This is a genomic window from Anoxybacillus sp. PDR2 (assembly GCF_009834045.1).
Classification (GTDB): Bacteria; Bacillota; Bacilli; order Bacillales; family Anoxybacillaceae; genus Anoxybacteroides; species Anoxybacteroides rupiense.
On the sequence record NZ_CP047158.1, the window covers coordinates 249908 to 265769 of the forward strand.

General features: G+C 46.1%; 8 protein-coding genes. All 8 read left to right on the top strand.

Features of this window, described 5'->3' with window-relative positions; translation table 11 throughout:
* Positions 1 to 768: 768 nt before the first annotated feature.
* Positions 769 to 1554 (top strand): 2,3-dihydro-2,3-dihydroxybenzoate dehydrogenase, encoded by a 786-nt coding sequence (locus GRQ40_RS01350; RefSeq protein ID WP_159719221.1) that lies wholly within the window; start codon positions 769 to 771, stop codon positions 1552 to 1554.
* Between the two features lie 22 nt (positions 1555 to 1576).
* Positions 1577 to 2815 carry an isochorismate synthase DhbC gene (gene dhbC, locus GRQ40_RS01355; protein WP_159719222.1) on the top strand — a complete coding sequence of 413 codons (1239 nt, stop codon included), beginning with the start codon at positions 1577 to 1579 and terminating at the stop codon, positions 2813 to 2815.
* A 17-nt stretch (positions 2816 to 2832) separates the two neighbouring features.
* On the top strand, positions 2833 to 4458 hold the full coding sequence (locus tag GRQ40_RS01360) for a (2,3-dihydroxybenzoyl)adenylate synthase (protein WP_159719223.1): 1626 nt from the start codon (positions 2833 to 2835) through the stop codon (positions 4456 to 4458).
* Between the two features lie 23 nt (positions 4459 to 4481).
* Positions 4482 to 5384 (top strand): isochorismatase family protein, encoded by a 903-nt coding sequence (locus GRQ40_RS01365; protein WP_066148967.1) that lies wholly within the window; start codon positions 4482 to 4484, stop codon positions 5382 to 5384.
* Positions 5385 to 5401: 17 nt separating this feature from the next.
* Complete coding sequence (locus GRQ40_RS01370; RefSeq protein WP_159719224.1) at positions 5402 to 12565, top strand: amino acid adenylation domain-containing protein; 7164 nt, start codon at positions 5402 to 5404, stop codon at positions 12563 to 12565.
* Positions 12566 to 12584: 19 nt separating this feature from the next.
* Positions 12585 to 12791, top strand: a complete 207-nt coding sequence (locus GRQ40_RS01375; RefSeq protein ID WP_066148969.1) for an MbtH family protein — start codon at positions 12585 to 12587, stop codon at positions 12789 to 12791.
* A gap of 246 nt (positions 12792 to 13037) precedes the next feature.
* Positions 13038 to 13829, top strand: a complete 792-nt coding sequence (locus tag GRQ40_RS01380; RefSeq protein WP_236546379.1) for a 4'-phosphopantetheinyl transferase family protein — start codon at positions 13038 to 13040, stop codon at positions 13827 to 13829.
* Positions 13830 to 14142: 313 nt separating this feature from the next.
* The gene (locus GRQ40_RS01385) at positions 14143 to 15780 is read left to right on the top strand and encodes an AraC family transcriptional regulator (protein WP_201295973.1); all 1638 of its coding nucleotides are present in this window, start codon (positions 14143 to 14145) and stop codon (positions 15778 to 15780) included.
* The last annotated feature ends 82 nt before the right edge of the window (positions 15781 to 15862 follow it).

The following is a 15862-nucleotide window of genomic DNA, read 5'->3' on the forward strand; positions in this document are numbered from 1 at the left end:
GCTAAGGCTATATCCGCTTTTCATGGTATCTCTATTTCCTTCTTTATCGTTCGTATTCAACAAAACCTTCTTTGACATGTAAATCCTTCTCTCTATTTGTCAAACATGATTTATTTTTTGTAGGCGTTTGTACAGTACAGATATTAAAACAGAAATTTAGTCTATATTTTAAAAGTTTTATCGTTCTCTTTCTTGAACTAAGGAGAAAATTAACTAAAAAAGCTAGATTGACTAGGCGGAAACTTGTTTTACTGTTTATTACTTAGTAAATCGCTGTCCTTTTTCTTGTATTCGGAAAATTGTCTATTTATAAATCAGGAATCTATCCATGTGCAGCAAACAGGAAATCACATATAATTCCATTGATAATAATTATCATTTTTATCATTTGTATTTTACGAGGATAGTAGATGAAAAACTAGAAATATAATCTATTGGAACTGGTTGATATGACCAAATTGCCAATTAATACTAAAGTTATTTTCTACAGAATGGGGCCAATGTAGCATTTTTTTGCTAATATCGAAAATGCATTGACGTGGAGATGCTGTTTATGTAGCATAGTTAGTGAAGAATTTTCGATAATGATAATCATTATCAATAATGGTATGTATTTGCAACCATTTGATAATGATGATGACCATTTCTGTTTGTTTGGTTTTATGTAAAAATGCTCGACGCAGTTAGCTGAAATCAGCAAAGATGTTGGGAAGGCATGCTTCGCTGGTTGTCATTCATTGACCCATGAGCGGGAAAGGAGTGAAAAGGATGGATCAATGGGGAATAGCAGGAAAAGTGGCTCTTGTTACCGGCGCTGCCCAAGGAATTGGCGAGGCGGTAATAAGGGCTTTTGTTAAGCATGGGGTGCTGGTTGCGGCTGTTGACCGAAATGATGAGCGATTAGATGCCCTTGTTTCTGAATTGCAGGGACAAGGTTATCGGGTGCAATCGTTTTTGGCCGACGTAGCGAATCGTACTCAAGTGGATGAAGTAGTGGAGAAAGTGGAGCAGAGTTTAGGTCCGATCGAGATTTTAGTCAATGTTGCCGGCATTTTGCGGACAGGTCCTGTAAGCAGCTTGACGGATCAAGATTGGGAAGAGGTATTCAAGGTCAATGCAACAGGTGTTTTTTATGTTTCTCGTGCTGTGAGCCGGCGTATGATTCCTCGCCGCTCGGGAGCGATTGTAACAGTAAGCTCAAACGCAGCGACGACACCACGGATGTCAATGGCTGCTTATGCAGCGTCAAAAGCGGCGGCAACGATGCTTACGAAATGCCTTGGTCTAGAGTTGGCTCCTTATCACATTCGCTGCAACGTAGTTTCTCCTGGTTCGACTGAAACCGATATGCAGCGAGCGATGTGGACAGATGACAATGGGGCCAATAAAGTGATCGCTGGCTCATTAGAGGAGTACCGCCTTGGCATTCCTTTAAAAAAGCTGGCGCAGCCTTCAGATATTGCTGATGCGGTTCTATTCCTTGCTTCTGAGCAATCACGCCATATCACACTGCATGATCTCAGAGTAGATGGAGGCGCTACGTTAGATTCATAACATTCCATGGAGGGAACGACGGATGCAAACAAAAACAATGAATCATGCTACAGCTGAACAGCTGCTTGCTGAATATAAAGCGGGGGCATCTTTTTTTCTAGCTTCGCCGCGTCAAACTCTGTTAGCTCAAGGAATGGTTGCGGTTGTGCCAACGAATGGCTATGAGAATGAAAAAGCACAAATAATTGATCATATCAAACAAGTGTTAAAAAGGGTAAAACAGCAGGGAATCAGCCATCATCCTATGGTGGTGGGCGCCATTCCTTTTGACCATCTGTATCCCGCTCAACTGATGGTGCCTTCAGAGGTGGAATGGGCCGGTCCGCTGTCCTTTGGCCAATGGAAGGAGCCGATTGAACAGCAGACAGATCGAGAATATAAGGTAACCCCCATTCCATCACCGGAAGGCTATAAGGATGCAGTGGAACAAGGATTGCAGCGCATCAAAGCAGGGGATCTTCGCAAAATCGTTTTATCAAGATCCCTTCAGCTTACTTCAACCCAAAAGGTTGATATTCCGCGGCTTTTGCGGCAGCTGGCTGTACATAATCCAACAGGCTATACATTTGCTGCGGCCTTGCCAGATCGTGTTGTACGTGCTGATGCAGCGCCCCACGAAATCACCGGGAATCGCACGCTTGTTGGAGCGAGTCCGGAACTGCTCGTTGCCAAATCTGGCATGCAGGTGATCGCGAATCCATTAGCAGGTTCAGCGCCGCGCAGCAGCGATCCAGAAGAAGATCGGCGCCGCGCTCAGGAGCTTCTGTCTTCAGCGAAAAATCGCCATGAGCATGCAGTTGTCATCGAAGCGGTAGCAAATGCGCTCAGACCGTTTTGCAAGACATTGGATGTGCCGGAAGAGCCTTCGCTGATTCATACAGAAACGATGTGGCATTTATCCACGATTATTCGCGGCGAACTATCTTCATCGTCGATTACTTCGCTTGATTTGGCGTTTGCGCTTCATCCGACCCCAGCGGTTTGCGGCACGCCAACCTCAGTAGCGAAGCAGGCCATTCAAGAGATCGAACCGTTTGAACGCGGCTTTTTTACCGGAATGGTAGGATGGTGCAACGAAGAGGGAGATGGAGAATGGATCGTAACGATTCGTTGTGCCGAAATTGAAGATCATACGCTTCGCTTGTTTGCCGGTGCTGGCGTTGTAGAAGGGTCAAAGCCGGAGGAAGAATTGGCGGAAACATCGGCTAAGTTTCGCACCATGTTGTTAGCGATGGGATTAAATGACGACATTCTTAAGTAAGTACGGAGGGGAAAGCCATGTTAAGCGGATGCGTTGCCTGGCCAAAAGAATTGGCTGATTTTTATCGTAAGGAAGGATGCTGGGCGGGTGAAACGTTCGGCGATATGTTGCGGCAAAGAGCAATGAAGTATGGTGAACGGATTGCCGTCACCTCTCGAAAAAGACAGCTTACATATCAAGAGCTTGATCGGCGAGCGGACCAGCTTGCGGCGGGACTTTATCAGATGGGGATTCGCCCGAAGGATCGCGTGGTTCTTCAATTGCCTAATCAAGTGGAATTTTTTGAAGTATGCTTTGCCTTATTTCGCTTGGGGGCGCTTCCTGTCTTTTCCTTGCCTTCCCATCGATTCAGTGAAATTCGCTATTTTTGCGAGTTTAGCGAAGCGGCCGCCTATATTATTGCTGATCAGCATGCGGGATTTGATTTTCGGTCACTTGCCCGGCAGGTAAAGGCAGCTGTTCCAACGTTGAAGCATGTCATCGTCACAGGAGAAGCAGAAGAGTTTCTATCATTAGAAGACTTGTTTATCGAGCCGATTGAGCTCCCTATTGTCCGTTCCAGCGACATTGCGTTCTTTCAATTATCGGGCGGCAGCACAGGGGTATCAAAAATGATTCCGCGCACTCATGATGAGTATATTTACAGCCTGCGCATCAGTGCGGAAATTTGCCAGTTAAATCAAGATAGCACCTACCTTGCTGCTCTGCCGATGGCTCATAACTACCCGCTTAGCTCACCAGGAGTGCTAGGAACGTTGTATGCTGGCGGAAGAGTGGTTTTGTCGGAAAGTCCTAGCCCAGATGAGGCGTTTCCGCTGATCCAGCAGGAAAAGGTGACCATTACGGCACTTGTGCCGCCGCTCGTTTGGATTTGGCTTGATGCCGCCTCTTCCCGGCAATATGATTTATCGAGCTTGCAAGTTTTGCAGGTCGGCGGTGCTAAATTTAGTGCGGAAGTGGCGAAAAGAGTCCAGCCTGTGTTGGGCTGCAAACTGCAGCAAGTATACGGTATGGCTGAAGGGCTCGTTAATTATACGAGATTAGACGATCCGGAGGAAATTGTGATTCATACGCAAGGAAGGCCGATGTCACCATATGACGAAATCCGCATTGTCGATGAGGAGGACCGCGAAGTGGAGCCGGGAGAAGTGGGTGAGCTGTTAACAAGGGGACCTTATACGATCCGCGGCTATTATAAAGCGGAGGCGCATAATGCAAAAGCGTTTACTTCTGATGGATTTTACCGAACGGGTGATTTGGTGCGAATGATTCCGTCCGGCTACTTGGTGGTGGAGGGGCGCGTAAAGGATCAGATTAACCGGGGCGGTGAAAAAATCGCCGCTGAGGAAATGGAAAATCATCTTCTTGCTCATCCTGCGGTACGCGATGCGGCAATTGTCTCCATGCCTGATGAATTTCTTGGCGAACGGTCATGCGCTTTTATTATTCCGCGTGATGCGTCCTTGAAAGCGACGGAATTGAGAGCATTTTTGCGAGAGCGTGGGGTAGCCGCCTTTAAAATACCGGATCGAATTGAGTTTGTTGATTCATTTCCAAAGACGCCTGTTGGAAAAATCAACAAAAGAGAATTGCGCAAAAGGATTACTGAAAAGCTGCAAGCATCTCAAAAGACAACGGTATAACCATAGAGAAAGGAAGTGGTCAGATGGGTATTCCAGCTATTCCAGCTTATCCGATGCCTTTGTTGTCAGAATTGCCGAAAAATAAAGTGTTATGGACACTTGACCCTAAGCGGGCTGTTTTATTGATCCACGATATGCAAAATTATTTTCTTGACGCTTTTACTCCAAACGCTTCTCCTTTAGTGGAGCTTGTAAGCCATATTCAACAGATTAAACAGGAATGCAAAAAGCTAGGAGTGCCTGTCGTTTACTCGGCACAGCCAGGAGGGCAAGCCCCGGAGGAGCGCGGATTGCTTCAAGATTTTTGGGGAAAAGGCATTGCCGACGATCCTTATCAAAAAGGAATTATTGATGATCTAGCGCCGGATGCCGATGATATCGTTCTGACCAAATGGCGGTATAGCGCATTCAAAAAGACGAATCTTTCTGAAATATTAAAAGAACAAGGGAGAGATCAGTTAATCATTTGCGGAGTTTACGCTCATATTGGCTGCTTATTAACAGCTAGCGATGCTTTTATGCAAGATATCCAAGTCTTTTTTGTCGCCGATGCAGTGGCTGATTTTTCGCGTGAACAGCACCAAATGGCGATCCAATATGCGGCCAGCCGTTGCGCATTTACCATGTCTACGCAGCAGCTTCTTGGGGTGTTAAAAAGAGCGCAAAATCCGCTGCCGCTCAGCTTAGAAGATGTGCGGCGTCAGGTAGCCGAGCTTCTGCAAGAGGAAGCGGCTGATCTTTCCGATCAAGAGAATTTAATCGACAGAGGATTGGACTCCATTCGCATTATGAGTTTAGTAGAAAAATGGAGAAGAGCGGGAGCAGAAGTTACCTTTGCGGATCTTGCTGCGCGGCCGACTCTTTCCGATTGGTGGAATTTATTATATTTTCCACGAGAAAAGGTGCTATCTCACCAAGATTCGTAGTAAAGGAGGCCGAATCCATGTCCATGAATCAGCGTCTGCGTTTGCCTTTATCGGGGGCGCAAGCGGGTATTTGGTTTGCTCAACAGCTCGATCCAGCAAATCCTATCTATAATACAGGAGAATACGTTGAAATTCACGGGCCGGTTGATCCGGCTCGCTTTGAACAAGCATTGCGTCATGTGTTGGTCCAAGCAGAATCATTGCACGCTCAATTTGGCGAAGATGAAAATGGGCCATGGCAGATCATTGATCCTTCGCCGGATTTCCCATTTTATTTCATCGACGTGAGCACAGCCGCAAATCCGGAGTCTGAAGCGCTTTTTTGGATGAAAAAAGATCTATCTAAACCGATAGATTTAAAATGCGATCCGCTTTTTACGGAAGCGTTATTTAAGCTTTCTGATCAGCGCTTTTTCTGGTATCAGCGCATTCATCATATTGCCATCGATGGCTTTGGCTTTTCACTGATTGCCCAAAAAGTAGCGGAGACTTATACGGCGCTTATGAACGATCGAATGATCGCTGCTGATGAAGCCTTTGCTTCATTTCGTGAGGTGATAGAAGAAGAGAAAGTTTATCATGCCTCTGAGCAATATGAGCGTGACCGCCAATTTTGGTTAGAGCGTTTTCGCGATCAGCCTGAAGCCGTAAGCCTTTCTGATCGAGCGGCGCGCGCTTCGCATACGTTTATTCGGAAAACCGTCCATTTATCCGTCGCTCAAACCGAACGGTTGAAACAATCGACTCAATATTGGAAAGCGGGATGGCATGAGCTTTTCCTTGCGGCAACCGCTCTTTATCTTCATCGGTTGACAAGCGCCACCGATGTTATTCTTGGCTTGCCGATGATGAATCGCTTAGGTTCCGTGGCGTTGAATGTGCCGGCTATGGTGATGAATCTCGTTCCGCTTCGTCTGCATCTGCATGCAGATATGAAAATGTCACAGCTATTAAGCACTGTTCGCCAGGAAATCAAAGAAATCAAGCAGCATCATAAATATCGCCATGAGCAGCTGCGCCGCGATTTGAAGCTATTAGGGGAAAATCAACGCCTATTTGGCGTGCAAGTCAATATTATGCCGTTTGACTATGGATTGCGTTTTGACGGATATCAAGGAATTACGCATAACCTTTCAGCTGGGCCTGTGGATGATTTGGCGATTAATGTATACGACCGAACAGATGGAAATGGTCTAAGAATTGATTTTGATGCAAATCCGGAGATTTATCAAGCTGATGACCTTGCCATTCATCAATCTAGGTTTTTACAGCTTTTGGAGACGCTCACAGTGTTGCAAGAGGATGTGACAATTGGAAGTGTAGAGCTGCTGCTTGAGCAAGAACGCCGCCAAGTCATCGAAATATGGAACGAGACGGCACGGCATCATTCAGAAGCAAGTTTTTTACAGTTGTTTGAAAAACAAGCACAGCAACATCCAGAAGCGATGGCGGTCATTTGCGAAAATCAAATGCTTCGTTATCAAGAGCTGAATGAACAAGCCAATCGTTTGGCCCATTTGCTTGTAGAAAAGGGAGCAGGCCCCGAACAGTATGTAGCATTGGCTCTGCCGCGTTCCGCTGATATGGTTATCGCGATGCTAGCGGTACTAAAAGCAGGTGCAGCCTACCTGCCGATTGATCCTGAATATCCAAAAGAGCGCTTAGCCTTTATGCTTGATGATGCGGAACCGCTTTGCATCATTACAAACTCAGCGACACAACCGAAATTATCGGCGATTTCTCCGCTTTCAATGATTGTGCTTGATCATCCAGAAACCGAAGAGGCAATCAAACGCTATCCTAGCACAAATGTTGAAAATGGGCGCTCTGCTCTTCATCCAGCCTATGTTATTTATACGTCTGGCTCAACAGGAAAGCCAAAAGGAGTGGTTGTGCCATTCCAAAACCTAAATAACTTTTTATTTGCCATGCAAGACAAATTTATGCTCAATGAGCGTGACCGTTGGCTGGCAGTGACAACGATTGCCTTTGATATTGCTGCTTTAGAAATCTTTCTCCCATTAATGAGCGGAGCAAGATTAATCGTAGCGAAAAAAGAAGCCATTCATGATCCGCAAACGCTCGCTGCGCTGATTTCTAATGAAGAGATTACGATCATGCAGGCGACGCCGACACTTTGGCATATGCTTGTGACGTATCATCCAGACAGCATCGCCGGGTTGCGGGTGCTTGTTGGAGGAGAAGCGTTGCCAAGCAGCCTTGCATCGGCTTTGGATCAGCTCGGGTGCGAGATCACGAATTTATACGGACCGACGGAGACAACGATATGGTCCACGATGGCGACTTTGCAGCAGGATGATATTCTCGCTCCTGCGATTGGTAAACCTATTTGGAATACACAAGTGTATGTTTTGGATCGTCATCTGCAGCCCGTTCCTCCTGGGGTAGCTGGTGAACTATATATTGCTGGCGAGGGGGTAGCGAGAGGCTACTTGAAACGGCCGGATTTGACCGCCGAGCGTTTTGTCGCTAATCCATACGGCCCACCAGGAAGCCGCATGTACCGGACAGGGGATCTTGTACGTTGGCGCAAGGATGGCTCTTTAGATTATATCGGGCGTGTCGATTATCAAGTGAAGCTGCGCGGCTTCCGCATTGAGATCGGTGAAATTGAAGCCATATTAACCAAATATGATGAGGTAGAGCGGGCGGTAGTCGTGGCTCGTGAAGATCAACCAGGCGATCCGCGATTGGTGGCTTATCTCATTCCTCGCGGTTCAAAAGGCGCGCTTGATCTTGCCGAACTGCGGCTTTATGTCAGCGAAAAGCTGCCAGATTATATGGTCCCATCGGCCTTTATGATTTTAGAGGAATTTCCGCTGACTCCAAACGGAAAAATTGATCGCAAGGCGCTGCCGGTTCCAGATTGGACGGTGACAATGAAGGGACGCAAGCCGCGAACACCGCAAGAAGAAATTTTATGTGAGCTTTTTGCTGAGGTGCTTGATTTGTCGGCAGTGGGCATTGACGATAACTTCTTTGAACTGGGAGGTCATTCGTTGCTGGCCGCGCGCTTAATCAGCCGCATCCACGATGTGTTGGGCGTGGAGCTGGCGATCGGCAAGCTGTTTGAATCACCGACGGTGGCGAGCCTTGTTCATCATCTAAAGGAAGCGGCGCACGGGAAGCCGCCAGTGAAAGCGTACGCCCATAAAGACGAGATTCCTCTATCATTTGCTCAGCGGCGTTTATGGTTTTTACATCATTTAGAAGGTCCAAGCCCTACGTATAATATACCGGTCGTTGTGCATTTAACAGGCGCGCTTCAAATTGCTGCTTTGCGCCAAGCTTTATATGATGTGGTGGAACGGCATGAAACGTTGCGGACTATTTTCCCGGATCGTTCTGGCACTTCAAGGCAAATCGTTTTGGAACCGCATCAAGCACGTCCGGAGCTGATCGTTCAAGAAATTAGCGAAAATGAGTTATCTCGCGTGCTAAATGAGGCGGTGCGTTATAGCTTTGATTTAACAAAAGAGCCGTCCATTCGAGCGCAACTGTTTGTGCTTGGAGCGAATCGATATGTGCTGCTGCTTTTAATGCACCATATTGCAGCAGACGGCTGGTCGCTCACTCCGCTGACTCGTGACTTGGCTAGCGCTTACCGCGCGCATTGCAAGCAGCAAAAAGTGGATTGGCCACCTTTGCCAGTCACATATGCTGATTATGCTCTTTGGCAGCAGGGATTTTTAGGAAAAGAAAACCATCCGGATCATCTCGTTGCTAAACAGCTGGATTACTGGAAGCAGACGCTTGCTGACTTACCTGAAGAGCTGGAGTGGTCGACTGACTATCCGCGCCCTGCAGAGTCCAGCTATGAAGGGGGAGTTGTCGAATTCAAGCTCGATGCGGAGCTCCATCAACGGCTATTAGCTTTGGCGCGTGAGAATAAAACAAGCTTATTTATGGTGCTTCAAGCGGGCTTTGCCGCTCTTCTCACTCGGTTGGGAGCGGGAACAGATATTCCGATCGGCAGTCCAATCGCAGGAAGAAACGACGATGCACTGGAAGACCTTGTGGGAATGTTTATTAATACGCTTGTGCTGCGTATGGATACATCAGGGAATCCAAGCTTCCGCGAGCTGCTTGCTAGAGTGAAGCAAGTGAATCTATCAGCTTATGAAAATCAAGATCTTCCATTTGAACGATTAGTGGAGGTTTTAAATCCGGTTCGTTCGCGGGCCAAGCACCCACTATTCCAAGTCATGTTTGTATTTCAAAATACACCGGAGCCAAAGTTGGAGTTGCAAGGTCTGGAAAGTCGATTAGAGGTTCGCAGCGTCGGTTCTGCCAAATTTGATTTGACGCTGGAGCTTCGCGAAAACCGGATGGGAGATGGCTCGCCAGCTGGATTAATAGGTTTATTTGAGTATAGCCGAGATTTATTCCAGCAGGAGACCGTTGAACGATTTGCCAAGCGGTTATGTCAGCTTCTTAAAGAAGTGGTGACGAATCCAGAATTGCCGATTGGACAAATTCATATGCTGCTGCCAGAAGAACGCAAGCTCCTTCTAAATCAAGCAGAGCATCGACAGCGGTATCTGTCTGCGGAAACCCTGCCAGCTTTATTTGAAAAACAAGTCCAAAGAGTTCCAGATGCGACAGCCGTTGTTTTTGAAGATCAAAAGCTTAGTTATGCCGAGCTAAATAAAAAAGCGAATCAGCTGGCTCATTTTCTCATCAGTAAAGGAGTGGGCCCAGAAAGAGTAGTCGCTCTTGCGTTGCCGCGTTCATTGGAAATGGTGATCGGCATTTTAGCGGTATTGAAGGCGGGAGGCGCTTACTTGCCTTTAGATCCGAATTATCCTGAAGATCGCATTGCCTATATGATGGAAGATGCGCAGCCGATGTATGTGATTGCCAATCAGCAAATGGCCGTTAAGCTTCCGCGTACGCCGAATGTGGAGCATATCGTAGTCGATGCGGAGCATGTTGTGGGGCAAATTGGCCACTATCCGGAAACGAATCCGAATGATGCGGATCGAATCGAAGCTTTATCACCGTATCATATGGCTTATATCATCTATACTTCTGGCTCAACAGGAAAACCAAAAGGTGTGATGATTCCGCATCAAAACGTAGTTCGGCTTTTCCGGTCGACGGAGCATTGGTTCCAATTTTCCGAAAATGATAGTTGGACATTATTCCATTCTTATGCGTTTGACTTTTCCGTTTGGGAGATTTGGGGACCGTTCTTATATGGCGGACGTCTTGTTGTCGTTCCGCACCATGTAAGCCGTTCACCGAAGGAGTTTCTTCAATTGCTCGTGGAGCAAAACGTCACGGTTCTTAATCAAACGCCATCCGCTTTTTATCAGCTGATGCAGGCGGATCGGGAAAACAGCGAATGGTCGAAGCAGCTTTCCTTGCGCTTTGTGATTTTTGGTGGAGAAGCATTGGAGTTGAGCCGTTTAGAAGATTGGTATGAGCGGCACCCTGAGAATCAGCCGAAGCTGATTAATATGTACGGTATTACGGAAACGACGGTGCATGTCAGCTATATTGAATTGGATCGAACGATTCTTTCTCTGAAAGGGAACAGCTTAATTGGTTGCAGCATTCCTGATTTAGAGGTGTATGTATTAGATGATCAGCTGCAGCCGGTTCCGCCGGGAGTGATTGGCGAGATGTATGTGGCTGGAGCTGGATTAGCAAGAGGATACTTAGGGCGCCCTGATTTAACCGCTGAACGCTTTATTGCTAATCCATTTGGACCGCCGGGCTCAAGAATGTATCGCACGGGCGATTTAGCAAAATGGCGCGTAGATGGGACTTTGGATTATATTGGTCGAGCCGATCATCAAGTTAAAATTAGAGGCTATCGAATTGAGTTGGGAGAGATTGAGGCCGTTTTAGCCAAACATCCTCAAATTGTCCAAGTAGCCGTCATTGTGCGGGAAGATCAGCCGGGGGATAAACGGCTTGTAGCCTACATTGTGCCTGCAAAGGATGCCGTGTTTGAATCATCCGAGCTGCGGAAATATGTTGCGGCTAGCCTGCCTGATTATATGATCCCATCCGCTTTTGTCATGATCGAAGCTTTGCCGTTAACTCCGAATGGTAAATTGGATCGCAAAGCGTTACCAATGCCTGATTTAGCGATCGAAGTGAATGGGCGCGGGCCGCGAACACCTCAAGAGGAGATGTTATGTGACCTCTTTATGGAGATTCTCCGCTTGCCGCTTGTCGGCATTGACGATGGATTCTTTGAACTTGGAGGCCATTCACTCTTGGCCGTTCAGTTAATGAGCCGTATTCGTGAGACGTTTGGAGTCGAGCTGAGCATAGGTGATTTATTTGAAGCTCCTACCGTTGCGGGTCTTGCTGAGAAATTAGAAATGGGAAGCAGTCATAATGCGTTGGATATATTGTTGCCATTGCGAGCTTCTGGTACAGAGCCTCCGCTATTTTGCGTACACCCAGCGGGAGGTCTTAGCTGGTGCTATGCAGGATTGATGACATCGATCGGAACGGAATATCCAATATACGGATTGCAGGCTCGAGGTATTGCGAAAGCTGAGAGATTGCCAGAGACATTAGATGAGATGGCTGCTGATTATATTGAGCAAATGAAGGTTGTTCAGCCTAAAGGACCATATTACTTATTAGGATGGTCGCTAGGCGGAAATGTCGTGCATGCGATGGCGACACAGCTGCAGCAGCAAGGAGACGAGATTGCACTTCTAGTGATGTTAGACGCATACCCTAGCCACTTTTTACCGATTGCTAAGGCACCGGATGAGCAAGAGGCCTTGATTGCATTGCTTGCTTTAGGAGGATATGATCCGGATAACATGGATGGGAAGCCGTTGAATTTGGAGAATACGATTGAGATGCTTCGGGGTGACGGTAGTGCGTTAGCTAGTTTAGAAGAGTCCACCATCTTAAATCTTAAAAACACGTATGTAAATTCTGTCCGTATTTTAAGTGAATATATGCCACGGCGCTATAAGGGAGATCTCCTATTCTTCCGCTCAACCATTATTCCGGAATGGTTTGATCCAATCGAGCCGGAGGCATGGCTACCATATATCGATGGCCGAATCATTCAATATGATATCGAATGCCGCCATAAGGATATGTGCCAGCCTGGGCCATTGGCTGAAATTGGCCGCGTTCTTGCTGATCAATTAAGAAATAAAGTGATTTCATTCCAATGAATGGAGGGAGAGGTATAAAATGACCAACCCTTTTGAAAATCAAGATGGGACCTATGTTGTCTTAATCAATGAGGAAGGCCAGTACTCGCTCTGGCCGTCCTCCATTGCGGTTCCTTCCGGTTGGAGAATTGTGTTTTCAGAAAATACACGTGCCGCTTGCCACGATTATATTCATACACACTGGACGGACATGAGGCCTAACAGTTTGCGAGAAATCAAAAAATAAAATAGATCATCCGCCTAGACCGTGGATCAAGTTCAGTAGCTTCAACACTTGTCGTAGAGCAGTGGCTTCTGTGGACTCTTCCACCTACACCTGATGAATAGGTTAAATAAAAACTTAACGGCTTTAACTTGGCAATGAACGGTGCCAAATCGGAGTTGAGCAGGAAAGGATCAAGCTCTTAGAACCCCTGCTTAACTCTTCTTTTATTTTCCACACGACCAAGCAAAACGGAAATGAGAGAGGAGAATGGTTGCCGTGGTGGAATGGGAAATAGCGAATTCAGTTCCTCATTTAACGAAGCATGCGTGCCAGGTTTGGCTCGCTAACATCCGCGATCTACAATCGTGGCATATTCGATTGCTGAATGCGGAGGAAAAGGAAAGAGTACAATCATTTCGGAAGGGGCAAGATCGAGCTCGTTTTATGATCGGTTGTGTATTAAGTCGCTTTGTATTAGCGGCGCAGCTCAATATGGCTCCGCATGAAGTGCCGATTGATCGCACTTGCCCGGCTTGTCGTAAGGCTCATGGCCGTCCGCAGCTGCCTGACCGTTCATTGCAATGGTCGATTTCTCATTCCGGTGAGAGAGTTCTCGTTGCTTTTACAGCCGGCATCCCCGTTGGTGTCGACATTGAGTGGATGGGTGACTCTCACGCTTTAGATGTAAGGAAAATGGCCAATGAAGTGCTAGCAGAGGAAGAAAAATATCATGTGCTTCAAGCATCGCCTCAAGAGCAAAAGAGGGCTTTTTATACATATTGGACAAGGAAAGAAGCGATATTGAAAGCGACGGGCAAGGGATTGCAAATTTCTCCATTGCATGTGATCGTATCTGCGCCTCATCAAACCCCACGGTTACTTTATTTGAAAGATGACCCTGATTGCCTAAACCGTGCAACGATGTATCCGTTAGAGATTGATAACGGTTATGTGGCCTCATTAGCTTTGCTGGATGAAGCGAGCCAAAAAATAGAGCGATATGATGCTGGAAGGTTGCTGAGGGAAGGGTTTGGCTGGAAAGATGATTATAATAAATAAAGGTGTGAATGATCGAGAAGGGATGGATAAGGCTGTTCTCAACAGGAGAACAGCCTTGTTTTTTTGCCGTGTGTCTGCGTGTTCCTGATCCTCGTTTGTTAAAAACACTCCATTCTCCTTCTTTTCAGATGCTATCTATATCAAATAGTTGAACTTGAATGGGAGTATATTGTGAAAAAGGGAATGATTTGATATAATTATTATAATAATGATAATCATTATCAAACGCTAAATAACAATGAATGGTCAAAGCTCGAATAAAATCGCTCTTTTTCATGTATAGATGCAGAAGCAAGAAGGAGGGAGAAAGATCATGGTCCAATTTGAAATGATCAAGCAAGAGGCCGATGAGTTTGCTTGGGATCGCTCGTTTTTTAGAATGCGGGAGATGCAGTTTATCAAAGAAGAAGGCGATTGGCGGATCGAACAGCAGCTTACAACTTCTCATGTACTGATGATCGTTAAAGGTGGACAAGGACATTTTATGTTAAATAGTCACAGGTATCGACTGCGGCAGAATACCGCTTATATGTGCTCCCCTGGTGATACATATGGAATTGAAATAGAAGCAAGAAGTAAAATGTTCTTGTTTAAGTTTGACGTGTTTCAACGGAAAGGTTCAGGATATGAGTGCCTATCCGATCACGGGGAATGCTTCTTTCCGTTACAGGGGGAAATCCCTGTGTTTCCTGCGGATCGGCTGATCTCGTTATGTGATGAAATTTATGATCATTGGCGAAGCGAGGATGAACTGGAACGGTTTCGCTGCCAGCTTGCTTTCCAAGAGCTGCTTTATTATATCACGAAGCATCGTTCGCCTTTTCCTAAAGAATCACGAACATCGCTAGAGGCCGCTAAGAACTATATGGAGCGTTATTTTTATGAGAATTTGACGATTGAACGATTGGCAAGGATATCCAATATTAGTCCTAAATATTTTGTCGATTTGTTCAAAAAAACGTATGGAATGAGCGCAATGGATTATTTAACAGAGCTTCGGCTGAATAAGGCGAAGCGTCTGATGGCGCAATCTGACGCTAAACTGCGTGATATCGCCCATCAGGTTGGTTATCATGATGAATTTTACTTTAGCCGTAAATTTAAAAAGAAGGTAGGGGTTACGCCGACCGCTTATATGAAAAGCCGCCGGCGAAAAATTGCTGCTTATACGTCTCCGATTACCGGCCAATTGCTTGCATTAAAGATTATTCCTTATGCAGCGCCGCTTCATCCGAAATGGACGGCTTATTATTATAAAATGTACCGTGACGATATTTCTGTCCCTCTCAGTGCTTATCGCAAAAACCAAGATTGGGAATCGAAAGTTGAGGCTCTGTCCCATGAGCGGCCGGATGTGATTATTAGCACAGACGATCTCGAAAAGATGGAGAAGGCGAGGCTTGAACAGATTGCTCCTATTTTTTATGTTCCGTGGACTGAGAAAAACTGGCGGGAGCAGCTGATGCTGACGGCTGAATTTTTAGGAGAAGAAAAGGAAGCAGAGAACTGGCTTCAAATGTATGATCGAAAGGTGAAGTTTGCTAGACAACAGCTAAAGCGAGAAGTAGGAGAGGACACATTTTTGGTCGTGCGAATCTCGAAGCAGCATTTATATGCTCATTGCAATCGTGGCATGTCAGAGGTGTTTTATCAGGATTTGCAAATGAATGCCGCGTATCCTAAGAGCGGTGTTTACAACGAGCCGATTGCGCTCGATCAGCTTGCTCAAATAGATGCGGATCGTTTGTTGCTATTAATTAGGCAGGAAGAAGAAACGTTAGCTTTTTGGAATCAATTGCAATATTCACTTCCATGGCAAGAGCTGAAAGCGGTTCGCCATCATCAAGTATATGTGCTTCCTTCCGATCCGTGGGTGGAGTACTCGGCATATGCCCATGATCGAATTATTGATGAATCGTTAAAGTTTTTTTCTGGAATTTGTCCAAAATGAATTTCGGATACTGTCCATGTTCAGGGTGGAAGATCTAAATTATAATCATAAATGATAATCATTATCACCTAGAGGATGAGGG